Genomic DNA, 23,000 nt, shown 5'->3' on the forward strand with positions numbered 1-23,000 from the left:
CGAGAACCTGTTTCAGTTTGTGCCGGTGAGTGTAGCGCATCCCCGGGGTCGGACGCCCCCCGATCGCGCTATTCGTACGCGGGGTACGGCGCCGACCGCAGCGCGGTCGCGAGGTGCGCGGCGTTGCGCGCCATCGTCTCGGTGGTCGTGGTGATGCGCTCCGGAACCGGATCGAGATCCTTGTAGTCCACGCTGCCCATCGCCTCGCCGTTCCAGTAGGTGCAGCCCTGGGCGGGAATGGTGAAGCCGATGTCGTTGAGGGCCTGGAACAGGTCACCGACGATCTTGTGCGCGCCGTCCTCGTTGCCGACGACCGCGGCGAGGGCGATCTTCCCGACCATCGAGGGCCTGCCCTCGTCATCGGTTTCGGACAGTTCGGCGTCCAGCCGTTCGAGGACGCGCTGCGCGACCGAGGACATGTGCCCGACCCACGTCGGCGTCGCGACGACCAGGATGTCGGCCGCCAGAATCCGCTCGCGCAGGGTCGGCCACTGGTCGCCGGAGCCCTCGTCGGTGCCGACGCCGGGCCGCACGTCGTAATCCACCACCCGCAAGATCTCCCCTTTGATCTCGTGCGCGGCGAACGCGGTGAGCACATGGCGAGCGATGAGGTCGCTACTGGATTTCGCGGGCGATGGGTTCAGGGTGCACACCAGCGCCAATGCGGTCGGAGCGGTCATGGTGTTCCTTCCGAGGGTCTGCGGGCGTTTGCGTCCACGGGCCATACCCCGGCCCATCGAGGGCAAACGGACGCGCCGACCAGCCGCTAGGACAGTCGTTGTCCTAGCGGTGCGGCAGAATGCGGCAGGTGTTGGAAACTTCGGCTCGTCTGCTGGAACTGCTGTCGCTGCTCCAGACGCCGCGGGTGTGGACCGGCGCCGACCTGGCCGAACGCCTCCAGGTCGACGCCCGGACCGTCCGGCGTGACATCGACAAGCTGCGTAACCTCGGCTATCCCGTGCACGCCGTGGCCGGGGCGGCGGGCTATCGGCTCGGCGCGGGCACCAAGCTGCCGCCCCTGCTGTTGAACGACGACGAGGCGGTGGCCGTGGTCCTCGGACTGCGCACCGCCGCGGGCGGGACGATCACCGGCATCGAGGAGAGCTCGCTGCTGGCGTTGACGAAACTCGAGCAGTTGCTGCCGTCGCGCCTGCGGCACCGGGTCTCGGCGTTGCAGGCCGCGACGGTCAGCATGCCGGCGGGCACACCGCCGGTGGACGCCGGGCTGCTCACCACGATCGCCGCCGCCGTCCGCGACCACGAACAGCTCCGCTTCGACTACCGCGCCCACGACGGTTCGGAGACCCGGCGCGCGGCCGAACCCCATCGGCTCGTGCACACCGGGCGGCACTGGTATCTCGTGGGCTGGGATGTGGCGAAACAGGATTGGCGCACCTACCGGGTCGACCGGCTCACCTTGCGTATCCCCAACGGGCCCCGGTTCACCCCGCGCGCGGCGCCGGAGGCGGACCTGACCGGCTGGGTCTCCCGCGGAGTCAGCAACGCCCCCTACCGTTATCAGGCGCGCATCACCCTCGACGTGCCGGTCGCGGTCGCTGCCGACCGCATCCCACCGACCATCGGCGTCCTCGAGGCGATCGACGACGATCACTGCCTGCTGCGCGTCGGCTCCAACTCCCTCGATGAAATAGCCCTCTACACCGGACTTTTCGGCTTCGACTTCCATGTGCACGAACCACCGGAACTCCTCGATCACCTGCGCGCGCTGACGCGACGCTTCGGCGCCGCGGTCGAACCCGGCCCGGAACGCTGAGCGCGGCACGGCGATCCCCCCGCGCTCACCCTCGACGGTAGGCCGGAGGCAGCGCGAGTCCGCGTTCGGCGAGCACGGTGCGCAGCAGCTCCGGGCGATCGGTGATCAGGCCGTCGACGTGCAGATCGAGCAGAGCGGACATGGTGTCCCGGTCGTCGACGGTCCACGGCACCACGCGCAGGCCGCGCCGGTGCGCGAGTCGCACGAGCTCGGCGGTGGTGAAGGGCTGGTAGCCGGGGCTGGTGACGGCGGCGTCCTGCGGGTCGCCGTGCACCGGCGAGACGGTGCCGACCGCGAAAGTGGCTGCGGCACGGACGAATTTCTCCTGGGGCGAGCCCGGGAAGTCATCGATGTCGAGGCCGCCGAGCCACGGGGAGGCGCCGGGGGCTCCCACCTGGAGGAACTGCTGCCCGTTGGTCAGCGCGACCAAGGACAGCTCGGGCGCCAGTTCGCGCACGCGGCGCAGCGCACCCCAGTCGAAGCTCTGCACGGTGACGCGCTGCTGCACGCCCGCGCGCCGAATCTCCTGCGAGACCACCTGGGCGAACTGTTCGCGGGGCGCGGTCTGCTCGGGCGCGGCGGCCTCGACCTTGGTTTCGATATTGAGCCCCACCGAATCGGCGCGATAGTCCCGGACCAGGTCGAAAACCTCCGACAGCAGCGGCATCCGAGCGCCGGGGGCGGTGCGCTGCCCCGGGTGGGCGGCCAGGCGCAGGCTGCCGCAATCGATGGTGCGCACCTGGGCCAGCGTCAGATCGCGGATGTAGGTGGTGCCGGGCACGTACGGAAACTTCGGGTCGCCCGGGAACGCGGGTGCGGTGTCGAGGCATTTCGCCGGGCTCGGATCCCGATCGTGGGTCACCACCGCGTGGCCGTCCGCGGTGATCTGCACGTCCAGTTCCAGGGTCCGCACCCCGAGTTCGAGGGCATTGGCGAAGGCGGGCAACGTGTTCTCCACGACCAGGGCCAAGCCGCCCCGGTGCGCCTGGAGGTCGAAGGTGAACCCGCCGCCGGTCGCCGGGCCAGCCCCGGACAGCGTCGTCAGTATCGCCAGAACCGCCGCACCGATCCATCGCATCGCCCCATCCTCACCGCGCGCCGCGACGCGTGAGCGTCCATCGGGTGAACGCGGGGCCACATCGCGCGGCGCGTGTCACGGGCAGGCGTCGAATTCCTGGCGCATCCTGGTCTGCACGCCGAGCGCTTCGGCGCTGAGCGACTCCGGGGCGACGGTGGGCACCGTGTAATCGCAACCGCCGACGTGGACGGAGCCCTCGTTGCGTTTGTCCCCGGCGGCGGCGGAGAACCACGTCCAGTCCAGGCGCAGCGGCAGCGCGCCGGTGGGATCCAGCGTCCGGACGATGTAGGCCAATCGGCTGAAGTCGAGATCGGGATCGACGGGCCCGGGCTCCGTGCCGTGCAGCGTCAGCTGGGCGATCCGGCCCGCCCGGACGACGACGAAGTCGGCGTTCCAACGGGTTTCGGGCAGCCGCCGGCGCAACTCGTCTTCCCGCTCGGCGGGCAGCGGCAATTCGACGTTCCAGTGCCGGCGTTCGGTGGTCCGGATCGAGACCTCAGCGGCGGCCGCGGGGCCGATCATCGCCCGGATCGCCGCGAGCGGTTCCGCCGTGCCGCGGGGCGCGTCGCTGATCGAGATGGACGGGGTCGCGCGCAACACCCACGAGATTGAGCCCGAGGGCTCGGAAGCGGTGTACTGCCGGACGTTTCGGACCGCCGCGAGAAACGGCTCGACCTCGAACTCCTTGCCCGCGCTCACTCGTGCCCCGCTGCCGACGAGCGCGTCGACCTCTCGTTCCCGCACGCCCGAGAAACGGCCCATACGCGCGTCGATGCGGGTGACGACCTCGCGGATCTGCGCTTCATCGGCCGCGGGCAGGTCGACGGAGACCCGAAACAAACTGTCCCCCTCGAGGAAATCCTCGGCAAGGCTCACCACGACGCGCTGCACGCCGGGCATGGCCGCGATCTCCCGCTCGAGGTCGTCGGCTTCGGCCCGATGGTCGGTGAACAGAGCGGTGCAGGCGCTGAGGACCAGTGCGGTCAGGACTACGGCCAGGACTCTCCCCGAGCTGCGAATCGTATCGACTCCTTTGTTCCGCGCCCACTTTCGTGCCGGCGCGACGGGTTGCCGGGTTCACCGTACGTTTCACCGACAGCCGCCGACAGCCAGCATTTTTTGGGGGATCACGCCGATCGGACGGGGCATGATCCGAAATTCCGCGAATTACAGCAATGCAGTTTCGCAGCTGAGAATACGGATTTCTGTCGCGCCGAATTTCTTTTCGCATCCCCCGAAATATCGGCCTACGATGGATTTGTCGTTCGCACTGCCTTCGAGATGCACCTGTGCATCACGACGAAAGGTACAAGTATGCGATCCCAGCGCGGCACAGCAGCTCTTCTCGGCACGATATTCGTGATACCGGCGCTGACCGGCTTGGCAGCGCCCGCCACGGCAGATCCGGTCGCCGGCGGTTGCTACGGCGGCCAGCTCACCACCACCAACGTCCCCGGCACCGGTAGCGCCGGTATGAACGTCAACGTGACCGGCGGGCTCACCGATTGCGGCAGCCCGCAGCTGCCCGGCGTCACCGGCGGCATGCTGAACATCACCTACCCGTTCAACGTCGTGACCGGCAGTTCGTCCGGCACCGGCGCGGGCGGCAACCCGGCCAACGGCACCATCGCCTGGTCCGACGGCTCGGTCAGCGTCGTCTCCGGCAACTGGGTCACCTCCCCCGTCGGCCAGAACGCCATCAGCACCTTCGGCGTGCAGAGCGGCCCCGGGGCGGGCCAGCAGATCGTGGTCGGTACCCGCCAGATCGCCAACGCCGGCTCGGTCGGCGGCGGCAGCGGCGGCGCCGGCTCGGTGATGATCATCGATTTGCTTTTCACCTGAGATACGCGAACCGGAAAAGGGACGGACAGCCGGTAGCTGTCCGTCCCCGGGAGTTTCGCTCAGCTCAGCGAGCCGAAGAATTGCCGGATGTCACCGGTCAAAAGGGCCGGTTCCTCCAGGGCCGGAAAATGGCCGCCGGAGAAGAACTCCGACCAATGGGTGATGTTGTGCGCCTTCTCGGCGAACCGGCGGATGGCGTAGTCGCCGTCCTTGAAGACCGCGACACCGGTCGGCACGGTGCCTTTCGCTTTCGGGACGAACATGCCCGCGTCGTGGAAGCGCTCGTAGTAGTAGCCCGCCACACTGCGGGCGGTGCCGGTCAGCCAGTAGACGCTGACGTTGGCCAGCATGCGGTCCCGGTCGACGGCGTCTTCCAGCTCACGGCTCTGATCGGTCCATTCGCGGTACTTCTCCACGATCCAACCCAGTTGTCCCGCCGGGGAATCCGCGAGCAGCTGGGCGATCGTGTGCGGGCGCGAGCCCTTCAGGTTCATGTAGGCGGCGCCGTCGTCCTGGAACCGTTTCATCGCGGCCAGGCGCTGCTGCTCGGCGTCGGTGAGCGCCGCGAAATCGGCGGGCTCGCCGATCGGGAAGGTCACCAGCGCGTTCACGTGCACGCCCAGCACGTGCTCGGCGTCGGCACGACCCAGCACCGGTGCCAGGAACGCGCCGTGGTCGCCGCCCTGCACGCCGTAGCGGTCGTATCCCAGGCGGGCCATCAGCTCGGCGAAGGCCGCCGCGACCCGCTCGTCGTTCCAGCCGAGCTCGGTCAGCGGGCCGGAGAAGCCGTACCCGGGCAGCGACGGAATCACCAGGTGGAAGGCGGGAACGCCGTCCTCCTGCGGATCGGTCAGCGGGCCGATCAGATCGAGGAAGTCCACGATCGAACTCGGCCAGCCGTGGATCAGCAGCAGCGGGGTCGCGTCCGGGCGCTCCGACCGCACGTGCAGGAAGTGCACATTCTGGCCGTCGATGGTGGTACTGAACTGCGGGTAGGCGTTCAGCTCGGCTTCCACTGCCCGCCAATCGAATTTCTCGGCCCAGTAGCCGGCCAGCTCCCTCAGGTAGGAGGTCGGCACGCCGCGCTCCCACCCGGCGCCGGGGGCCTCGTCGATCCAGCGGGTCCGGGCCAGCCGGTCGCGCAGGTCCTCGAGATCGGCGGCCGGGATGTCGATGCGGAAGGGGCGGATGTCGTTCGCGTTGTCGCTCATGCCGGTAATACTTCGAGTAAAGCGGGGGTCGCCACATCACGAGAACTCGTTATTTCCGTCCGTAAATCGATGGCCGGTCGCGTAGTGGTCCCGTTAGGCTCGCCGCACCCGGGGACGCGCGACCCCGGCAGGACGCGGGGCCGTGGCAGAGCGGCCCAACGCAGTCGGCGGGACCGGAGGTTCCCGGCCCGCCGATCGAGGCCAGAGGCGAACCTGCCCCGAAGCCTCCGCGGGTTCGAATCCCGCCGGTCCCGTGTCCGCAAAGGTTGGCGATCCGGTCGCGGCCGGGGATGATCAACGCGTGGTGAACGTTTCGGCGGGCAGCGTGTTCGTGGGTCGCGGGAACGAGCTGGGCGCGCTGCTGCGGGCGGCGGAAACACCTGGGGTACGGGCGGTTTTCGTGGCCGGTGAGGCCGGGATCGGCAAATCGCGGCTGGTCGCCGAGTTCATCGATCGCCAGGCCGCGCGAGCGCTGGTGCCGCTCGGGCGCTGTCCCGAATTCGGCAATGCCGGAGTTCCGTTCGCGCCGTTCCTCGCGGTGCTGCGCACGCTGTCGCGGGAGGTGGGGATCGATCGGCTGCGGTCGCTGTTGCCGCCGCGCCCCGCGCTGGCGCGGTGGCTGCCCGAGCTCGCCACCGAACCCGACGACGGGGATCCCGATCGGCTGCGCCAGTTCGGCGAAATGCTCACGCTGCTCGAAAGCCTGGAGCGTCCGATCCTGCTGATTCTGGAGGACCTGCACTGGGCCGACGATTCCAGCCGTGAGCTGCTGGCGTTCCTGATCGCCAATCTCGCCGAACCGCGCGTGCTGATCGTGGGCACCTACCGGCCCTCCGGCTCGGCCCCGCTGCGCCGGCTCGTCGCCGAACTGCGGCGCACCCCGGCGGTGCTGGTGGTCGCGCCCGCGCCGTTCACCAAGCACGAGGTGGGGCGGCAGCTGGCCGCGCTGCGCGGGCGCGAACCGGAGCCGGGCGTGATCGCGCGCGTCTTCGAACGCAGCGCGGGCAACCCGCTTTTCGTGGCGGCGCTGAGCGAGTCGCCCGAAGACACGCCTGCCGAGCTGACCGATCTGCTGCTCGCCGCCCAGGCCGACCTGGCCGCCGACGCGCGCGCGGTGCTGCAGCTGGCCGCGGTCGCCGGCTCGCCCGTGGCACACGAGGTGCTCGCGGCGGCCACCGACCTGCCCGCCGGGCGGCTGCGCGGCGCGCTGCGCGAGGCGATCGACCATCAGCTGCTCACACCCACCGACACCGGGTACGAATTCCGGCACGTGCTGATCCGGGAGGCCGTCTACCAGGACCTGCTGCCGATCGAGCGGAAACGGTTGCACGCCGGGCTCACCCGGGTGCTGCGCGAGCAACCGCTGCTCGTGCCCCCGGAACGGATCGACGCGGTGCTGGCCGGGCACGCCCGCGCGGCAGGCGATTTCGGCACAGCGATCACGTCTGCACTGCGTGCAACAATGCGCGCCGCGCACGCCGGGGCGCATCCCGAGCGACTCCACCACCTGGAAGCGATACTCGAGATCTGGGACAGGCTCGCCGATCCCGACACCCTCGAGCTCGACGCGGCGGCCGCCGCCTACTGGGGGCCGCGGCTCACCCAGCTGCTCGTACTCGAACACCTCGTGGACGCCTGCTGCCACACCGGCACGGTCGCCCGCGGCATCGACGCCGCCGATCACGCCCTCGCCCTGCTCGATCCGGCCGCCGAGCCCGTGCGCGCCGCCCGGCTGCACCGTCAGCGCGGCCAGTTGCGCAATCAACGCGGCACCGGCGGCCGCGACGATCTGTACCGCGCGCTGGACCTGCTCCCCGACGATCCCCCGACCCTGCTGCGCGGCGAAATCTACACCGAACTCGCCGCCACCGCGGCGTTCGCGGGCGACTCCACCGCAGCCCACGCGCACGCCCTGGCCGCGCTGGAGGTCGCCGATCGGCTGCACCCGGCGGACTCCCCCGTCGACTCGGCCGAGGCGGCGAGCGTGCCCGACCGGCGCCATACCGAGCTGGTGGCGCGCGCCCACGCCTATCTCGGGCTGTCCGAGGCCGATTCGGCGGCGGCGGTCGGGCACTTCGCGCGGGCGCGGGCGGCGGCACGGGACGCGCAGACGCTGCTGTCGGTGATCACGTGGGAATCGGCGGCGCTGGTCGATGCGGGTGCGCACCATGCGGCGATCGAGGTCATCCAACAGGGCTTGCGCACCGCCAACGCCACGTTCCGGATCGCCGAGAGCGGCCCGATTCTCGTGGTGAAATGGGCGCAGGCACTCGTCGCACTGGGCGCCTGGGCGCAGGCCGAGGAGCTCATCGTGGACACCCTGGCCGATCAGCTGCCTCCGTTGGCCGCCGCGGCCCTGCACCTGTGCCGGGCCCGGATCGCGCTGGGGCGCGGCGAGTTCGAGAACGCCGCGGCGGCCGCGGCGACGGCCGAGGAGCTACTCGGTCGGTCCGCGTGGGTCGGGCAGTACCGGCTGGAGCTGGCGGGGGTGCGCCTGGCACTGGCGGACGCACCGGCCGACGCCGCGCAGCTGCTGGAGGCGGCCCTGCGCACGGAGGACGCCGCCAAGTACCCCAGCGAAGTCTGGGCCCTGCTCGGCCAGGCCGCGCACATTCCGGACCTGCCCCTGGATCCGGCGCCGTTCGCGCGGCCGCTTCCGGCGACGACCCCGCTGGATCTTGCGTACCGCTCCACCTGCACCGCCCGCACCCCCGCCGACTGGACCGCCGCCGTCGAGGCCTGGCATCGCGTGCCGCAACCCCACGATCGTTCCCGCGCACTCCTGGCTCGCGCCCGCGCCGAACTCACCGCCGGCGACCGCCCGGCCGCGGCCGAATCCCTGCGCGCGGCAGCGACCCTCGCCGCCGAACTCGACGCGCGACCGCTGACCGAGGCGATCCACACCACCGCCGCCCGCGCGGGCCTCACCCTCGATCCCGCCGCGCCGGTGGCCCGCCCGGCGGCTCCGCGAACATTCGGCCTCACCGCCCGCGAACTCGACGTCCTGCGCCTGATCGCCCAGGGCTCGAGCAACCGCGGGATCGCCGCCGAACTGTTCATCAGCCCCAACACCGCGGGCGTGCACGTCTCCCGCATTCTCACCAAACTCGCCGCCGCCACCCGCACCGAAGCCGCGGCCATCGCCCATCGGCACGGACTCCTGGACACCGACGACTGATACCCGAGACGAAATGCGGGACCACGCGATACGGCTAGCCGAATCAGCGACGGGACTGCTCGGCGCAGACCACCTCGCGGTAGAGCGCCAGCTTCTTGTCCGGGAGTTCCTGGAGCTTCTGATCGTCTTTGTACTCGACCAGGAGTTTGCCGCGCCCGTGGTAGGTGTAGCGGGACAGCAGCTGCCGCCATTCCTGGCGGCGGCTCTCACAGCTGGCGGCGGTGGTGGCGTCGGTGGGTTCCACGGAGCCGAACATCTCGACGCGGGCGGCGTCGGCGGGACTCCTGGTGTCTTTCATCTTGGCGTTGGTGCTGGGCGGATTCCAGCGCTCCGGCGGCAGCCACTCGTGGGAATCGAGCTGCTCCGCGCGCCGCCAATCCTGGTAGTACTGCCGGTCGTGGTCGGCGGTGCAGTGGTATTCGCTGATCCCGATCGCGGTCACCTTGCACGCGTCGGCGGTCGCGAGCCCACCGGCCCCGGCGATCACCGTCATCGTCATCGCTCCGAGCAGCAACGTTCGCGTAGGCGTCATAGCTGCACGCTATGTCACCCACCGTCGCCGAGCGCGGGCACCCGCCCGGCGCGCCGCCGAACTCAGACGGGCGTGCGGATCAACGCCACCAGCGCGTCGGCGGTGCGCGCGCAGAAGGCGTCGAGATCGTCGTAGCCGTGCATCAGGCCGCGGACCAGGGTGCGCGCGACGAGGATCTCGAAAACCAGGTCCGCCGTGGCCGATTCGTCGGCATCGGCGGGCAGGGCAGCGCGGATCCGTTCGCACAGGGCCCGGCGGGCGGGCAGGTCGGCACGGTCGTGCAACTCCCGGTAGCGCTCGGGCGCGGCGTGATACGCGGAGATGAGCCCGGGAATGGCCGCGCGCGTGGAGGGTTCGGCGATGCGGCGCACGAACAGCCGCGCCCACTCGGTCAGATCCGCGTGCAGGTCGGCGGTTTCGGCGGGTAGCCAGACCTCCTCGGAACCGAATACGGCCTCTTCGATCAGCGCCTCCTTGCCGGACCAGCGCCGATAGATCGGCGCGGTGCCGACGTGCGCGCGCCGGGCCACGGCCGCGATCGACGTCTCCTGGTAGCCGACCTCCGCGAGCAGCTCACGGGTCGCCGTCAGCACCGCCCGATCGATCTGCGCGTCGCGCGGACGACCTGCCGCCGACCTGGTACTCGAGGATCCATTGGAGGTCACAGCCGGAGCGTACCCGGGCCGATTCACCGAAAACAAATACGTTGCAGGACACATTGTATTAGGCGAACGCGCACCGCATTCCGCCACCTCGCCCGGGTGCCCCGAGCGGGTCGCTCAGCTGAAGTCGCCGCGGGCTCGTCGTATAGATTCTCAGCGACGAGGCACACAGGAGGAATGTTGACGGATTCGCTACTGCACCAGCACTTTCCCGAGGTCGCGGCCGAGCTCCCGTTTCTCCGGCTCGGCGACACCCCGACTCCGGTCCGCGAACTGCCCCTCGGCATCAGAACGCCCGTGTGGTGCAAGGACGAGAGTTTCTACGGCTCCGGCGGCTGGGGCGGCAACAAGATTCGCAAGCTGGAGTGGCTACTGCCCGATGCCCAGCGCCGCGGCACCCGCACCATCGTCACCGTCGGCGGCACCGGCACCAACTGGGGGCTCGCGGCCGCGCTCTACGGTCGCGAGCACGGCCTCGACATCGCGCTGGCGTTGGTCGATCAGCCCGTCGACGACCATGTGCGCGCACAGCTGGAACGTCTCGAGGCCTCCGGGGCGACGCTTCATCACACGCACTCCAAGGTCCGCACCGTCCTCACCGCGCCATGGCTGCTGCTGCGCCACGCCTCCGGGCGCAAGCTCCCCTACTACCTGCCGGTCGGCGGCTCGTCACCGATCGGCGCCCTGGGCTATGTCGAGGCCGCGTTCGAGCTGGCCGCCCAGGTGCGGGCGGGCGCGCTGCCCGAACCGGCGCACATCGTCACCGCCGTCGGGTCCGGCGGCACCGCCGCGGGCCTGGCGCTCGGACTGCGCCTGGCGGGCCTGCGCACCCGGGTGCTGGGAATCGTCGTCAACGACACCCTCCCGCTGGAGGCCAAGCACATCGTGAAGCTGGCGGGCCAGGCCGAGGAGGTGCTGCGCGAGCGCGGGGCGCGATTCGAGCCGGTGGGCCTGCGCCCCGAGGACGTGACGATGCTGCGCGACTGGCTCGGGCCCGGCTACGGCCACGAGACCCTGTCCGCGATCGCCGCCCGCGACCGGGCCGGTATGGTCGGCCTGCACCTCGAAACCGTCTACACGGCCAAGGCTTTCGCGGCCGTCACCGACCTCTCCGCGCGCGGCGACCTGGAGGGCCCGACCGTATTCCTCAACACCTACGGCCCGCGCTGACGCGGCTGGGGATCCCCACCCCCATTGGCGACACGGCCGTAGTAACGTATCAAATTAGGCCCGTGCCGGGGCTGGATACAGTGCGAGAGGATTGCCGTGCGTTCGATGTTGCTGGCCCGCCGTGACCTGGAGTTCCTGCTCTACGAGTGGCTGCGGGTGCAGGAGCTGACCGAGCTCCCCCGCTTCGAGGAACACTCCCGCGAGACCTTCGACGGCTTCCTCGAACTCTGCGAAAATCTCGCGACCCAGTACTTCGCGCCGCACAACAAACTGGCCGATGCCAGCGAACCCAGCTTCGACGGCGAGCGCGTCACCCTCATCCCCGAGGTGAAGACGGCGGTCGAGGCGTTCACCAAGGCGAATCTGATCGGCGCGGCCATGGACGCCGAGATCGGCGGCCTGCAACTGCCCGCGACGGTGGAGGCGGCCGGGTTCGGCTTCTTCCAGGCGGCGAACGTGGGCACCACCGGATACCTCTTCCTCACCGTCGGCAATGCCAACCTGCTCGCCGCGCACGGCACCCCCGAGCAGGTGCGGCGGTTCGTGCGGCCGATGCTGGAGGGCCGGTTCACCGGCACCATGTGCCTGTCCGAGCCGCAGGCCGGGTCTTCGCTGGCCGACATCGTCACCCGGGCCGAGCCGCAGCCCGACGGCCGCTACCGCCTGTTCGGATCCAAGATGTGGATCTCCGGCGGCGATCACGAGCTCACCGAGAACATCGTGCACCTGGTGCTGGCCAAGATTCCGGGCGGGCCGGCGGGCACCAAGGGCATCTCGCTGTTCGTGGTGCCGAAATACCTTGTCGCCGAGGACGGCTCGGTGGGCGAGCGCAACGACGTGGCGCTGGCCGGGCTGAACCACAAGATGGGCTATCACGGCACCACCAACACCGTGCTGAATTTCGGCGAGGGCAAGCACGCCCCGGAGGGCGCACCCGGCGCGATCGGCTACCTGGTCGGCGAGCCGCACCGCGGGCTGTCCTACATGTTCCACATGATGAACGAGGCCCGCCTGGGCGTCGGCCTGGGCGCCACCGCGCTGGGCTACACCGGCTACCTGAAATCGCTGGACTACGCCCGCCAGCGCCATCAGGGCCGCGACGTGACCGCGAAAGACCCGACGGCGCCGCAGCTTCCGATCATCGAGCACGCCGACGTCAAGCGCATGCTGCTGGCCCAGAAATCCTATGCCGAGGGCGCGCTGGCCCTGCTGCTGTACTGCAACCGCCTGGTCGATCTGGCCCGTACCGCCACCGACGCCGAGCGCAAGCGCGAGCACACCCTGCTGCTGGAGATCCTCACCGGCGTCGCCAAGAGCTGGCCCTCGCAGTGGTGCCTGGAGGCCAACAATCTCGCCATCCAGGTGCACGGCGGCTACGGCTATACCCGCGAATACGATGTCGAGCAGCACTACCGCGACAACCGCCTGAACCCGATCCACGAGGGCACGCACGGGATCCAGGGCCTGGACCTGCTGGGCCGCAAGGTGATCCAGCACGAGGGCGCCAGCCTGCGCCTGCTCACCGAGCGGATCGCCGAGACCACCCGGCGCGCCGCCGAAACCGGTGGCGCGGCAGCGGATTTCGGGGCTCAGCTGGACACCTCGTGGCAGCGGCTGCTCGGCGTCACCGCTGTGATGTTCGCCGACCCGGCCGCCGCGCTGGCCCAGGCCACGGTCTACCTGGAGACCTTCGGCCACCACGTCGTGGCCTGGATCTGGCTGGAGCAGCTGCTCGCCGCCGAGGGGCGCGCGGGCGACTTCTACGAGGGCAAGCGCGCCGCCGCCCGCTACTTCTTCGCCTACGAGCTGCCCAAGACCGGCCCGCAGCTGGATCTGCTGGCGGCCGGCGATCGCACCACCCTGGAGATGCGCGACTCCTGGTTCTAGAACGCCGCGGCACGGGGATTCCGGCATTCGAATCCCCGTGATCCGAACTGCCGCGGCGCCGGCCGAGGTGGCGTAAACGCCGTGCGCGCCGGTATCCGCCCAGGTGAGGCCCGGAGCCGACCGGCGCAATGAAAGTGCTGGGACGAATCCCGCCGCGAGGTCGGCCAGAGGCCGCCGAAGACGCCACTATCGTCACTGTTCATGCAGGTCAGAGACTCACAGGGCGAGGAGAAGGCCCCCGCGCCGGTCCGCCGGCTCCGCGCCGACCAAGCGCGCCGGGTAGCCGATCTGGTGCGGCACCAGATTCACGCGGGCGCCTTCGGCGAGGCGCTCCCGAGCGAGCAGGACCTGGCCGCCGAGCACGACGCCTCGCGCAACACCGTGCGCGAAGCCCTCACCCTGCTCAAGGACGAGGGCCTGATCGACCGCGTGCCCAAACTCGGCACCCGCGTCGCCGCCCGGAAATACGAGCACGGCCTGGACGCGCTGCTCGGCCTGCAGGAAACCTTCCAGGGCCACGGCACCGTCCGCAATGAGGTGCGCGCCGCCCTGCGGATCGGCGCGCCGCCCGCGGTCGCCCGCCGGCTCGGCCTGGAACCCGGTGCGCGCGTGGTCTACCTGGAACGCCTGCGCTACCTCGCCGATCTCCCGCTGAGCCTGGACCTGACCTACCTCACGCCCGAGATCGGCGACCGGGTGCTCGACCACGACCTGGCGACCACCGACATCTTCGTGCTGCTCGAGCAGATCAGCGGGCAGCGCCTCGGCTCGGCGGACCTCTCGCTCGAGGCCGTCGCCGCCGACCCGCACACCGCCGCCACCCTGGACGTGCCCGCGAACGCGCCGCTGCTGATGCTGGAGCGGCTCACCCGCCTCGACGACGGCACCCCCGTGGACCTGGAGTTCATCCGGATGCGCGGCGATCGAATCACCATGCGCGGCAATCTGACCCGCGCAACCCCCGAATGGAAGGTCATCTGATGGCGCTCGCCGACCAGCGTGCCGATATCCCGGTCACGATCGACGAATCCCTGTGCATCGAGGGCTGCACCCTCTGCGTGGAGATCTGCCCGCTCGACTCCCTGGCCATCAATCCCGAGAACGGGAAGGCCTTCATGCACGTCGACGAGTGCTGGTACTGCGGCCCCTGCGCGGCGCGCTGCCCCACCGGCGCCGTCACCGTCAACATGCCCTATCTGCTGCGCTGAAACATCGGAAAGTCCCATGAAGAGAACACGTTTCGTGCCCGTCCTGCTCGCCGCCGCGCTGGCCCTGGGCGGGTGCTCGCTGGAGCAGGCCGCCGCCGGCGACACCGTGCGGGTCGTCATCGGCTACCAGTCCAAGACCATCAATACCGTCACCGCGGGAACCCTGTTGCGCGCCAAGGGCTTTCTGGAACAACGGCTGAACCGGCCGGGCGGCAAGAAGTACCAGGTGGAGTGGCAGGACTACGACACCGGCGCGCCGATCACCGCGCAGATGGTGGCGGAGAAGATCGACATCGGGTCCATGGGCGACTATCCGGTGCTGATCAACGGTTCGCGCACCCAGGCGAGCGAGCGCGCGAAGACCGCGCTGGTGTCGGTCACCGGGTACAACCCCAAGGGTGCGCTGAACATGGTGGTGGTCGCGCCCGGCTCCCCCGCGCGCACCCTCACCGATCTGGCCGGGCAGAAGGTGTCGGCCAGCGTCGGCTCGGCCGGGCACGGCACGCTGGTGCAGGCGCTGACCCGCGCGGGCATCGATCCCAGATCCGGCGTCGAGGTGTTGAACCAGCAGCCGCAGATCGGCGCGTCGGCGCTGGAATCCGGTCAGGTACAGGGCCTTTCGCAGTTCGTGGCCTGGCCCGGCCTGCTGGTGTTCCAGAACAAGGCCAAGCTGCTCTACGACGGCGCGGAACTGAACGTACCGACCTTTCATGCGGTGGTGGCCCGCCGCGACTACTCGGCCCAGCACCCGGAGGTGCTCGATGCCTTCCTGCAGGCGCAACTGGACGCCACCCAGTTCCTCAACGACAAGCCCCTCGAGGCAGCCCAGATCGTGGCCGACAATTCGGGCCTCCCAGCCGAGGTCGTGTACCTCTACAACGGCCCCGGCGGCACCTCCTTCGACACCACGATCAAATCGCGGCTGGTGGAGACGCTGAAGAGCGATGTCACCTACCTGAAGTCGATCGGCGACTTCGCCGAACTCGACATCGATCGGTTCGTCGACGACACCGCGATCCGCAAGGCCTTCGCCGAGCGCGGCCTGGACTACGACGCCGCCCTGGCCGCCACCGCCAACCCGTCGCTGGTCGAGGGCACCGACCCCGTGGGAAACAAGGCAGTGGACAATCCGGCGCTGGCGAGCGAGCTCTGGTTCGCGGGCCAGGACGCCACCCAGCCGGCCACTGATCCGACCAGCCTGCTGCGCGCGATCAAACAGGCCCGCGCCCAGGGCAAGACCGTGCGCGTGGCCTACGTGCCCGACGCCGAGCTGGGCACCCGCTGGTTCGCGGACAAGGCCGTGTGGGTGCGCGACGGCGAGACCTACCTGCCCTTCACCACCGCCGCCGCGGCCGGGCGCTACCTGGCCCAGCACCCCGCCGCCGCATCGGTGAGCTTCGAGCAGGCCGTCACGGAGGTGCGGGTATGACCAGCACCGCCGTCCTGGACCCGGCCGCGCCCCCGGCCGCCGAACCGCCTGCCGCCGAAATCCGGCCGCGTTCGGGCGGCGCGCTGTGGCGGTCGCGGATCGTGCGGGTGGCCGCGGTGCTGGCCGCGATCGCGCTGTGGCAGTTCGTGACCGCCAACGACCTGCGGCTGTGGGTGCGCTTCGACACCTTGCCGACGGTCACCGAGATCGTGCGGGCGTTCCGCGCCCAGCTGGGCACCCAGACCTTTTACCTCGATCTCGGCCAATCGCTGATCCGCATCCTCACCGGGTTCGGGCTGGCGGCGGCGCTCGGGGTGAGCACCGGTGTGGCGCTGGGCCGTTCGCGCTGGTTCGCCGATATCGTCGGCCCGCTCACCGAACTGGCCCGCCCGATCCCGGCCATCGCCATCGTGCCGGTCGCGATCCTGCTGTTCCCCAGCGACGAGTCCGGCATCGTGTTCATCACCTTCATCGCCGCCTACTTCCCGGTCATGGTCTCCACCCGGCACGCGGTGCGCGCCCTGCCCACGCTGTGGGAGGACTCGGTGCGCACGCTGGGCGGCAGCCGCTGGGACGTGCTGTGGCGCGTCGTGCTGCCCGGCAGCCTGCCCGGCGTGTTCGGCGGCTTGTCCGTCGGCATCGGCGTGGCCTGGATCTGCGTGGTGTCGGCGGAGATGATCTCGGGCCGGCTCGGCGTCGGGTACCGGACCTGGCAGGCCTACACCATTGTCGACTACCCCGGCGTCTTCGTCGGCATCATCACCATCGGCGTGCTCGGCTACACCACCTCCGCCGCCGTGGAACTGATCGGCCGACACGCCACCCGCTGGCTGCCGCGTGTCCAGGAGGTCGCGAAATGACCGGCGTCGGAACACATCTGCGCCTGGACCGGGTGCACCTGTCCTACGGCGGCGCGCCGGTGATCACCGATCTGAGCCTGGACGTGCGCCCGGGTGAGATCCTCATCCTCACCGGCCCCTCCGGCTGCGGCAAGTCCACGGTGCTGCGCGCGCTGGCCGGACTGCTGCGCCCCGACGCCGGGCGCGTGCTCGCCGACGACGTCGCGATCGCCGGCACCGACCGCGACCGGGCGGTGGTCTTCCAGGACAATGCCCTGCTCCCCTGGCGCACCGTGCGCTCGAACATCGAACTGGCCCTCAAGTTGCGCGGCGAGCCCCGGGCCGGGCGCCGCGCGCGGGCCGAGCAGTGGATCGAGGAGGTCGGACTGACCGGCTTCGCCGAGTTCCTGCCCAAGAGCCTCTCCGGCGGCATGCGTCAGCGGGTGCAGCTCGCGCGCGGCCTGGCCGGGGCGCCGCGCGCGGTGATGATGGACGAGCCGTTCGGCGCGCTGGACACCCAGACCCGTGCCACCATGCAGCGCCTGCTGGTCCAGACCTGGCAGACGCACCCGAGCACCGTCCTGTTCGTCACCCACGACGTCGACGAGGCGCTGCTGCTGGGCGATCGGGTGGCCGTGCTCGGCCGCGCCGGCCAGCCGCTGCGCGCCCTGCTGGAAGTACCGCGTCCCCGTACCTCGGGTGTCGACCGCTCCGCCGCGCGCGCCGAGATCATCACCGCGCTCGGTCAGTCCGAGCTCGCCGCCCTCTGACCCGAATGGTGTTGTCACCGATGCGAATTCCCGACCTGACCGAGACCACGCGCCTGGACTGCGATGTCCTGGTGATCGGCGGCGGCACGGCCGGCACCATGGCCGCGCTCACCGCCGCCGAGGCCGGCGCGTCCGTGCTGCTGCTGGAGAAAGCGCACGTGCGCCATTCCGGCGCCCTGGCCATGGGCATGGACGGCGTGAACAACGCCGTCATCCCGGGCAAGGCCGAACCGGAGGACTACGTCGCCGAGATCACCCGCGCCAACGACGGCATCGTCGACCAGCGCACCGTCTATCAGACCGCCACCCGGGGTTTCGCCATGGTGCAGCGGCTCGAGCGCTACGGCGTGAAGTTCGAAAAGGACGAGTACGGCGAGTACGCGGTGCGCCGCGTGCACCGCTCCGGGTCCTATGTGCTGCCGATGCCCGAGGGCAAGGACGTCAAGAAGGCGCTGTATCGCGTGCTGCGCCAGCGCAAGATGCGCGAGAAGATCCAGATCGAGAACCGGCTGATGCCGGTGCGGGTGCTGACCGAAGGCGGGCGCGCCGTGGGCGCCGCCGCGTTGCATACGCGCACCGGCGAATTCGTCGCCGTCGGCGCGAAGGCCGTCATCCTGGCCACCGGGCCGTGCGGGCGTCTCGGCCTGCCCGCCTCGGGCTATCTCTACGGCACCTACGAGAATCCGACCAACGCGGGCGACGGCTACGCGATGGCCTACCACGCCGGGGCCGAGCTCTCCGGGATCGAGTGCTTCCAGATCAACCCGCTGATCAAGGATTACAACGGCCCCGCCTGCGCCTATGTCGCCAATCCGTTCGGCGGCTATCAGGTCAACGCGCACGGCGAGCGGTTCGTCGACTCCGATTACTGGTCCGGGCAGATGATGGCGGAGGTCAAGCGCGAGATCGAATCCGCGCGCGGCCCCATCTATCTCAAGGTCTCGCATCTGCCCGAGGAGACCCTGGACACGCTCGAGGGCATTCTGCACACCACCGAGCGGCCCACCCGCGGCACCTTCCACGCCAATCGCGGCCACGACTACCGGACCCACGACATCGAGATGCATATCTCCGAAATCGGTTTGTGCGGCGGGCATTCCGCGTCCGGCGTGTGGGTGGACGAGCACGCCCGCACGACGGTGCCCGGCCTGTACGCCGCGGGCGATCTGGCGTGCGTACCGCACAACTACATGATCGGGGCGTTCGTCTTCGGCGATCTGGCCGGTGCGCACGCGGCGGGCACGCGGACGGAAGTGCCCGCGCCCGTGGATCTTCCGCAGGACCAGCTCGCCGCCGCGCACGAACTGATCTACCGGCCGCTGCGCCAGCCCGACGGGCCGCCGCAGCCGCAGGTCGAATACAAACTGCGCCGCTTCGTCAACGACTATGTCGCGCCACCGAAGACGGCGGCCAAGCTCTCGATCGCGGTGGAGACCTTCGAGCGGATGCGCGACGATGTCGCCGGGATCGGCGCGCGCACGCCGCACGAGCTGATGCGCGCGGCCGAGGTCTCGTTCATCCGCGACTGCGCCGAAATGGCGGCGCGCAGCTCGCTGACCCGCACCGAATCGCGGTGGGGCCTGTACCACGATCGGGCCGACCTGCCCGACCGCGACGATCAGCAGTGGCGCTACCACCTGAATCTGCGCAAGAACGCCGACGGCGAAATGGAATTCCGCAAACGACCGGTCGCCCCGTATCTGGTGCCGGTACCGGGGCTGGACGACCTGCCCAGCGCCGACGACACCGTGATCGCGGTCGAGCAGCCCGAGCTGGTGGGGCAGCGCGCGCCGCAGGTCGCCGAGACCCCGGCGGTCCCCGCACCGCCCGCCGCACCGCCGTCGCCGCGCCTGGTCAGCCTGCTGGCGCTCGATGCGCCGGCGCTGGAAGAGCTTTCGGAGTACCTGTCCGACGACGACGCCCAGGTGCGGGTCGCCGCGATCTCGGTGCTGACCGAGAACACGCCTGAGGACTTCGCGCCGGTTCTGGTGGCCGCGCTGGGTGATCGGTCCCCCGCGGTGCGGCGCACCGCGACCGAGGGGTTGCGCGAACTCGTCGAGGTGCTGCCCTCGGCGGCGGGGCTGGCCGACCACCTCGGCTCGGCCGACCCGCTGGTGCGCGCCACGGTCGTGGACCTGCTGCGCGCCCTGAAAGCCGGTGCCGCCCAGCAGTTCACCGCGGCGCTCGCCGATCCCGACCACCGTGTCCGCATCGAGGCGGTGCGGGCCCTGGTGTCGCTGGACGACCGCACCGGTGTGGCCGCGGCCGCCGGGGACGCCAACCGCGAGGTCCGCATCGTTGTCGCGCACGGGCTCTCGGCGATCGGCGGCGGCGGGCACGAGGCGGTGCGCACCCTCGCCGCCGACCGGGATCCGCTGGTGCGCGCCGCCGCCCTCGCCGCCTTCGGCTCGCTCGGCTCCGCCGCTCCCGACCGCGCCGAACTGACTACCGCGCTGCGGGATTCGGCGTGGCAGGTGCGGGTGGGCGCCGCCCGCGGGCTGGCGGGCGCGGACCCGGACGCGGCGGTGCCGATCCTCACCGGCGCGCTCGAGGATCCGCACCTGGACGTGCGCAAGGCCGTGGTGCTCGCCCTGGCCACCTGGCCCGAACACGACCTGGTGCAGGACGCCCTGCGCCGCGCCGCCGAGGACACCGACGCCGACGTGCGGGCCTACGCGCGCCGCTCCCTCCTCGCGCCGCAGCCGACCGGCAGCTGAGACGCGGAGCCGAGCGCGGTGCGCGATTTCGCACCGCGCTCGGCCGCCGAAAGCTTCCGTGCGGCAGTCTCGGCGTCCGGCTCAGTTCTGCGAGATGTGCGGGCGGCCATTGGGTAGTCGCCGGTGGCCGGAGAGCAGCCCGGCCGACAGTTCGCCGTAGGCGATCTCGAGTTCGGCGAGCCTGGTCCAGGCCGCGTGCATCTCGTGGCTGCCCGGGTCGATGGTCATCAGCAATCGGAAAGCGTACTCCGAGGCGTCGGCCATCCGGTCGATCACCAGGCCCAGCCGGTCGGGGGTGGTGCGGGCTCCGGGGTGTGGCGTGGGCAACGCCGCGGCCGCCCAGTCGTCGATGCGCTCGATCAATTCGACACGGCTGGTTTCGAACTCCGCCGACCGCTCCGGCGCGTCCCGGCGCTGCCGGTGCAGTTCGGCCAGCTCGAAGGCCTCGGCGCAGAGCGGACCCAATAGATAGTGGCCGCGTAAGGCGGCCAGCAACTGGTCCTTGGAGGGCAGCGGCTCGGGCACGGGAACATGCCTCGCTGTCATCCGAGGACCACTCCCTTCACGTCGGCGCCGGGTATCCACACCCCCGGAGTACCACCGAAGGCGTCGGCTAACTCACAGAAATCGGTGAATCTGCCCACCCTTACCGGCCGCTAAGATTGGGCCCGCTCGCCGACCACCTCGTCCAGACGCCGTCCCAGCGCTGTGACCTGGTCGCGAAGCCGCACCAACTCCGTCGCCGGCCAGCCGATATCGACGAAAACCGCCTCGATCATTTTCCGGGCCGGCTCCTGTAACGCCAGACCCGCTGCGGTGGCGCGCAATTGGACCGCCCGCCGATCCCGCGGGTTGCGCACGCTCTCGACCAGCCCGTGCTCGGTCAGGCGCTGGATCAGCGGCGAGACCGTGCCGTAGTCCAGGCGCAGGTGCTCGCCCAGCTCCTTCATCGTGATCCCGGGCCGCTCCCACAGCGCGAGCAGCGCCAGGTACTGCGGATAGGTGATCGCCATCGCGTCCAGGTGCGGCCGGTAGGCCGCCGTCATCGACCGCGAGGTGGAGTACAGGGCGAAACACAGCTGCGCGGCGAGCGAGAGCAGGTGGTCGTCGTCCGCGTGATCGGGCATAACAGCACTGTACGACCGGCCGGGTCGGGCCGAAAGGCAATACATTGCCCCCGATTTCCCGGGGTTTCCCCCGGCGTGTCAGTTCAGTGCCCGGGCCGCTGCCAGCAGCTCGGCGAGTTCGACCGGCACCGCCTCGGCGAGATCGGCGATGTCGGGCATCAGTTCCCGGCAGGCGATGAAACCCCAATCCATGTCGCCGCTGTTGGACAGCGCCGCCGCGAGCAAGCCGTTGCCCTCCATGACCTGCGCGAACGGATAGCTCGCCTCGATCCGCAGCCCGAACATGTAGAGCGGGGCGAACCAGCCGGGTACGTTGGAGACCGTCAGGTTGGCCGGGCCCGACATCGAGACGCGGTCGGCCAGCCGCAGGGCGGAGACGATCCGCGTCACACCGTGCAGGATGTTGGCGGGAAAGTACTCGGCCCAGTTCAACAGGAAATCGACGCCGACGTAAGCCGATTTGGCGCGCCGGGTGTCGGCGGCGATGCGGCGCAGCCGCTCCGCCGGATCGGCGATGTCGGTGCCGAGGGTGGCGCGCATGATCCCGTTGCGGTTGATCACCTCGGTGAGCTGACTGACATCGTGCCCGCTGATCGGCACCATCGCGACCAGCGAGAGATCGGGCAGCGCGTCGTGCTTGTCCAGGTAGCGGCGCAACGCGCCGCCCGCGATCGTGAGCACGACGTCGTTGACCTTGACGCCGAAGGCGTTCTTGATCTCCTTCACCTCGGCCAGATCGGTTTTGACGAACGAGACGGCGCGCTCGGCGGAGATGGCGCGATTCCACGGCGCGCGTGGCGCTTTCATCGAGATCCGCTGCGCGCGCGGGGTGCGCAGCCGTCGCACCAGGCCGCCGGCGAGGATCCGTACCGAGGCGGCCAGCAGCGCGAACAGCCGCAGTTTCGCGGGCATGGCGCGCAGCGTGGTGAGCAGCAGCTGCCGCGCGGTCGGCGCGGGGGCGGGTACCCAGGTGTCGGGTGGGACCTCGCGCTGCACACCCGGTTCCAGCTCGCAGGTGTTCGCCCGGATCTCGATGCCGGTGGCGCCGTCCATCATCGCGTGCTGATACTTCTGGATGAGGGCGATCCGGCCGTCGTCGAGCCCTTCGACCAGTTGCCATTCCCACAGCGGCCGATCCCGGGGCATCGGCGTGCCCGCGGCCGTCGCGATCAGCTCGGCGAGTTCGCGCTCCCCGCACGGGCTGGGCGCCTGGACGCGGCGAAGGTGGTTGTCCAGATCGAAGTCCGGGTCGTCGGACCAGACCGGGCGGCCCAGGTTGCCGGGCACCCGATACACCCGCCGACGAAACTGTGGCACAAGTGGGAGGCGGCGCCGCAGCTCCGCTCTGAAGTTTTCGAAGGAGTAGTCCGCGCCCTCGGTATCGGGATTCAGAATCGTCATGCCGACGAAGTGCTGATGCTGTGTGGGGGTTTCGAAGAAAAGGAAGGTGGCGTCGTATCCGGACAGTCTTTCCATAAAAGAATGTTAGGGAATTCGCCGCCGCGATTCTTTCTGGGACGCGGACACCGGGACTCGCACTTGACAATTCAAGTGTGGTGATCCGCGTCACCTGCTG

The 23,000-nt window shown here is 70.2% G+C and carries 20 protein-coding genes and 1 tRNA gene; 12 read left to right on the forward strand and 9 right to left on the reverse strand.

The window, feature by feature from the left end; all coding sequences use genetic code 11:
- Nucleotides 1-68: 68 nt before the first annotated feature.
- Complete coding sequence (locus AB0I43_RS29560; RefSeq protein ID WP_356977157.1) at nucleotides 69-680, reverse strand: NAD(P)H-dependent oxidoreductase; 612 nt, start codon at nucleotides 678-680, stop codon at nucleotides 69-71.
- Nucleotides 681-808: 128 nt separating this feature from the next.
- Between AB0I43_RS29560 and AB0I43_RS29565 the strand changes: the two genes are divergently transcribed.
- Nucleotides 809-1,774: a YafY family protein gene (locus AB0I43_RS29565; protein WP_356977159.1), complete on the forward strand. Its 966-nt coding sequence runs from the start codon at nucleotides 809-811 to the stop codon at nucleotides 1,772-1,774.
- A gap of 25 nt (nucleotides 1,775-1,799) precedes the next feature.
- Here the strand turns inward: AB0I43_RS29565 and AB0I43_RS29570 are convergent, their stop codons facing one another.
- Together AB0I43_RS29570 and AB0I43_RS29575 are read right to left on the reverse strand one after the other, a co-directional pair.
- Nucleotides 1,800-2,852, reverse strand: a complete 1,053-nt coding sequence (locus tag AB0I43_RS29570) for a glycerophosphodiester phosphodiesterase family protein (RefSeq protein WP_356977160.1) — start codon at nucleotides 2,850-2,852, stop codon at nucleotides 1,800-1,802.
- Between the two features lie 75 nt (nucleotides 2,853-2,927).
- A complete protein-coding gene (locus AB0I43_RS29575; RefSeq protein ID WP_356977162.1) occupies nucleotides 2,928-3,752 on the reverse strand; it encodes a hypothetical protein in 825 nt (274 codons plus the stop codon).
- Nucleotides 3,753-4,166: 414 nt separating this feature from the next.
- On the opposite strand from AB0I43_RS29575, the gene AB0I43_RS29580 reads away from it, so the two are divergent.
- A complete protein-coding gene (locus AB0I43_RS29580) occupies nucleotides 4,167-4,694 on the forward strand; it encodes a hypothetical protein (RefSeq protein WP_356977164.1) in 528 nt (175 codons plus the stop codon).
- 59 nt (nucleotides 4,695-4,753) lie between these two features.
- Here the strand turns inward: AB0I43_RS29580 and AB0I43_RS29585 are convergent, their stop codons facing one another.
- The gene (locus AB0I43_RS29585) at nucleotides 4,754-5,905 is read right to left on the reverse strand and encodes an epoxide hydrolase family protein (protein WP_356977166.1); all 1,152 of its coding nucleotides are present in this window, start codon (nucleotides 5,903-5,905) and stop codon (nucleotides 4,754-4,756) included.
- 136 nt (nucleotides 5,906-6,041) lie between these two features.
- On the opposite strand from AB0I43_RS29585, the gene AB0I43_RS29590 reads away from it, so the two are divergent.
- A tRNA-Pro gene (locus AB0I43_RS29590) sits at nucleotides 6,042-6,159 on the forward strand.
- A gap of 47 nt (nucleotides 6,160-6,206) precedes the next feature.
- Nucleotides 6,207-9,083: an AAA family ATPase gene (locus AB0I43_RS29595; protein WP_356977168.1), complete on the forward strand. Its 2,877-nt coding sequence runs from the start codon at nucleotides 6,207-6,209 to the stop codon at nucleotides 9,081-9,083.
- A 43-nt stretch (nucleotides 9,084-9,126) separates the two neighbouring features.
- On the opposite strand, the gene AB0I43_RS29600 is transcribed toward AB0I43_RS29595, so the two are convergent.
- Together AB0I43_RS29600 and AB0I43_RS29605 are read right to left on the reverse strand one after the other, a co-directional pair.
- Entirely contained in the window at nucleotides 9,127-9,615 is a 489-nt protein-coding gene (locus tag AB0I43_RS29600; protein ID WP_356977170.1) for a hypothetical protein, read from the reverse strand.
- Between the two features lie 62 nt (nucleotides 9,616-9,677).
- Nucleotides 9,678-10,280 carry a TetR/AcrR family transcriptional regulator gene (locus AB0I43_RS29605; protein ID WP_356977172.1) on the reverse strand — a complete coding sequence of 201 codons (603 nt, stop codon included), beginning with the start codon at nucleotides 10,278-10,280 and terminating at the stop codon, nucleotides 9,678-9,680.
- A 177-nt stretch (nucleotides 10,281-10,457) separates the two neighbouring features.
- Between AB0I43_RS29605 and AB0I43_RS29610 the strand changes: the two genes are divergently transcribed.
- The 8 genes from AB0I43_RS29610 (at nucleotide 10,458) to AB0I43_RS29645 (ending at nucleotide 20,297) form a co-directional block, all read left to right on the forward strand.
- Nucleotides 10,458-11,447 (forward strand): pyridoxal-phosphate dependent enzyme, encoded by a 990-nt coding sequence (locus tag AB0I43_RS29610; protein ID WP_356977173.1) that lies wholly within the window; start codon nucleotides 10,458-10,460, stop codon nucleotides 11,445-11,447.
- Between the two features lie 96 nt (nucleotides 11,448-11,543).
- Nucleotides 11,544-13,334: an acyl-CoA dehydrogenase gene (locus tag AB0I43_RS29615; RefSeq protein ID WP_356977175.1), complete on the forward strand. Its 1,791-nt coding sequence runs from the start codon at nucleotides 11,544-11,546 to the stop codon at nucleotides 13,332-13,334.
- 201 nt (nucleotides 13,335-13,535) lie between these two features.
- The gene (locus tag AB0I43_RS29620) at nucleotides 13,536-14,315 is read left to right on the forward strand and encodes a GntR family transcriptional regulator (RefSeq protein ID WP_356977176.1); all 780 of its coding nucleotides are present in this window, start codon (nucleotides 13,536-13,538) and stop codon (nucleotides 14,313-14,315) included.
- Nucleotides 14,315-14,542: a ferredoxin family protein gene (locus AB0I43_RS29625; protein ID WP_356977178.1), complete on the forward strand. Its 228-nt coding sequence runs from the start codon at nucleotides 14,315-14,317 to the stop codon at nucleotides 14,540-14,542. The genes AB0I43_RS29620 and AB0I43_RS29625 overlap by 1 nt, the downstream gene beginning before the upstream one ends.
- 16 nt (nucleotides 14,543-14,558) lie before the next feature.
- A complete protein-coding gene (locus AB0I43_RS29630; RefSeq protein WP_357432990.1) occupies nucleotides 14,559-15,971 on the forward strand; it encodes an ABC transporter substrate-binding protein in 1,413 nt (470 codons plus the stop codon).
- Nucleotides 15,968-16,831, forward strand: a complete 864-nt coding sequence (locus AB0I43_RS29635) for an ABC transporter permease (RefSeq protein ID WP_356977182.1) — start codon at nucleotides 15,968-15,970, stop codon at nucleotides 16,829-16,831. Before AB0I43_RS29630 ends, AB0I43_RS29635 begins: the two co-directional genes overlap by 4 nt.
- Nucleotides 16,828-17,580: an ABC transporter ATP-binding protein gene (locus AB0I43_RS29640; RefSeq protein ID WP_356977184.1), complete on the forward strand. Its 753-nt coding sequence runs from the start codon at nucleotides 16,828-16,830 to the stop codon at nucleotides 17,578-17,580. Before AB0I43_RS29635 ends, AB0I43_RS29640 begins: the two co-directional genes overlap by 4 nt.
- A 20-nt stretch (nucleotides 17,581-17,600) precedes the next feature.
- Nucleotides 17,601-20,297 (forward strand): fumarate reductase/succinate dehydrogenase flavoprotein subunit, encoded by a 2,697-nt coding sequence (locus AB0I43_RS29645; protein WP_356977185.1) that lies wholly within the window; start codon nucleotides 17,601-17,603, stop codon nucleotides 20,295-20,297.
- Nucleotides 20,298-20,378: 81 nt separating this feature from the next.
- Here AB0I43_RS29645 and AB0I43_RS29650 read toward each other — a convergent pair whose 3' ends face one another.
- The 3 genes from AB0I43_RS29650 to AB0I43_RS29660 all read right to left on the reverse strand — a co-directional run bounded on the left by AB0I43_RS29650 (nucleotide 20,379) and on the right by AB0I43_RS29660 (nucleotide 22,900).
- Entirely contained in the window at nucleotides 20,379-20,843 is a 465-nt protein-coding gene (locus tag AB0I43_RS29650; protein ID WP_356977187.1) for a hypothetical protein, read from the reverse strand.
- A gap of 110 nt (nucleotides 20,844-20,953) precedes the next feature.
- Entirely contained in the window at nucleotides 20,954-21,424 is a 471-nt protein-coding gene (locus AB0I43_RS29655; RefSeq protein ID WP_356977189.1) for a MarR family transcriptional regulator, read from the reverse strand.
- Between the two features lie 78 nt (nucleotides 21,425-21,502).
- Nucleotides 21,503-22,900: a wax ester/triacylglycerol synthase family O-acyltransferase gene (locus AB0I43_RS29660; protein ID WP_356977191.1), complete on the reverse strand. Its 1,398-nt coding sequence runs from the start codon at nucleotides 22,898-22,900 to the stop codon at nucleotides 21,503-21,505.
- Nucleotides 22,901-23,000: the final 100 nt, after the last annotated feature.

The sequence above is a fragment of the Nocardia sp. NPDC050435 genome (assembly GCF_040655395.1).
GTDB lineage: Bacteria > Actinomycetota > Actinomycetes > Mycobacteriales > Mycobacteriaceae > Nocardia.

What these genes read in the sequence shown, in the direction of transcription:
- AB0I43_RS29580 (WP_356977164.1), top strand. Translation starts at nt 4,167, where the DNA reads ATGCGATCCCAGCGCGGCACAGCAGCTCTTCTCGGCACGATATTCGTG.
- AB0I43_RS29640 (WP_356977184.1), top strand. Translation starts at nt 16,828, where the DNA reads ATGACCGGCGTCGGAACACATCTGCGCCTGGACCGGGTGCACCTGTCC.
- AB0I43_RS29645 (WP_356977185.1), top strand. Translation starts at nt 17,601, where the DNA reads ATGCGAATTCCCGACCTGACCGAGACCACGCGCCTGGACTGCGATGTC.
- AB0I43_RS29585 (WP_356977166.1), bottom strand. Translation starts at nt 5,905, where the DNA reads ATGAGCGACAACGCGAACGACATCCGCCCCTTCCGCATCGACATCCCG.
- AB0I43_RS29600 (WP_356977170.1), bottom strand. Translation starts at nt 9,615, where the DNA reads ATGACGCCTACGCGAACGTTGCTGCTCGGAGCGATGACGATGACGGTG.
- AB0I43_RS29635 (WP_356977182.1), top strand. Translation starts at nt 15,968, where the DNA reads ATGACCAGCACCGCCGTCCTGGACCCGGCCGCGCCCCCGGCCGCCGAA.
- AB0I43_RS29630 (WP_357432990.1), top strand. Translation starts at nt 14,559, where the DNA reads ATGAAGAGAACACGTTTCGTGCCCGTCCTGCTCGCCGCCGCGCTGGCC.
- AB0I43_RS29655 (WP_356977189.1), bottom strand. Translation starts at nt 21,424, where the DNA reads ATGCCCGATCACGCGGACGACGACCACCTGCTCTCGCTCGCCGCGCAG.
- AB0I43_RS29570 (WP_356977160.1), bottom strand. Translation starts at nt 2,852, where the DNA reads ATGCGATGGATCGGTGCGGCGGTTCTGGCGATACTGACGACGCTGTCC.
- AB0I43_RS29660 (WP_356977191.1), bottom strand. Translation starts at nt 22,900, where the DNA reads ATGGAAAGACTGTCCGGATACGACGCCACCTTCCTTTTCTTCGAAACC.
- AB0I43_RS29560 (WP_356977157.1), bottom strand. Translation starts at nt 680, where the DNA reads ATGACCGCTCCGACCGCATTGGCGCTGGTGTGCACCCTGAACCCATCG.
- AB0I43_RS29620 (WP_356977176.1), top strand. Translation starts at nt 13,536, where the DNA reads ATGCAGGTCAGAGACTCACAGGGCGAGGAGAAGGCCCCCGCGCCGGTC.
- AB0I43_RS29575 (WP_356977162.1), bottom strand. Translation starts at nt 3,752, where the DNA reads ATGCCCGGCGTGCAGCGCGTCGTGGTGAGCCTTGCCGAGGATTTCCTC.
- AB0I43_RS29650 (WP_356977187.1), bottom strand. Translation starts at nt 20,843, where the DNA reads ATGACAGCGAGGCATGTTCCCGTGCCCGAGCCGCTGCCCTCCAAGGAC.
- AB0I43_RS29625 (WP_356977178.1), top strand. Translation starts at nt 14,315, where the DNA reads ATGGCGCTCGCCGACCAGCGTGCCGATATCCCGGTCACGATCGACGAA.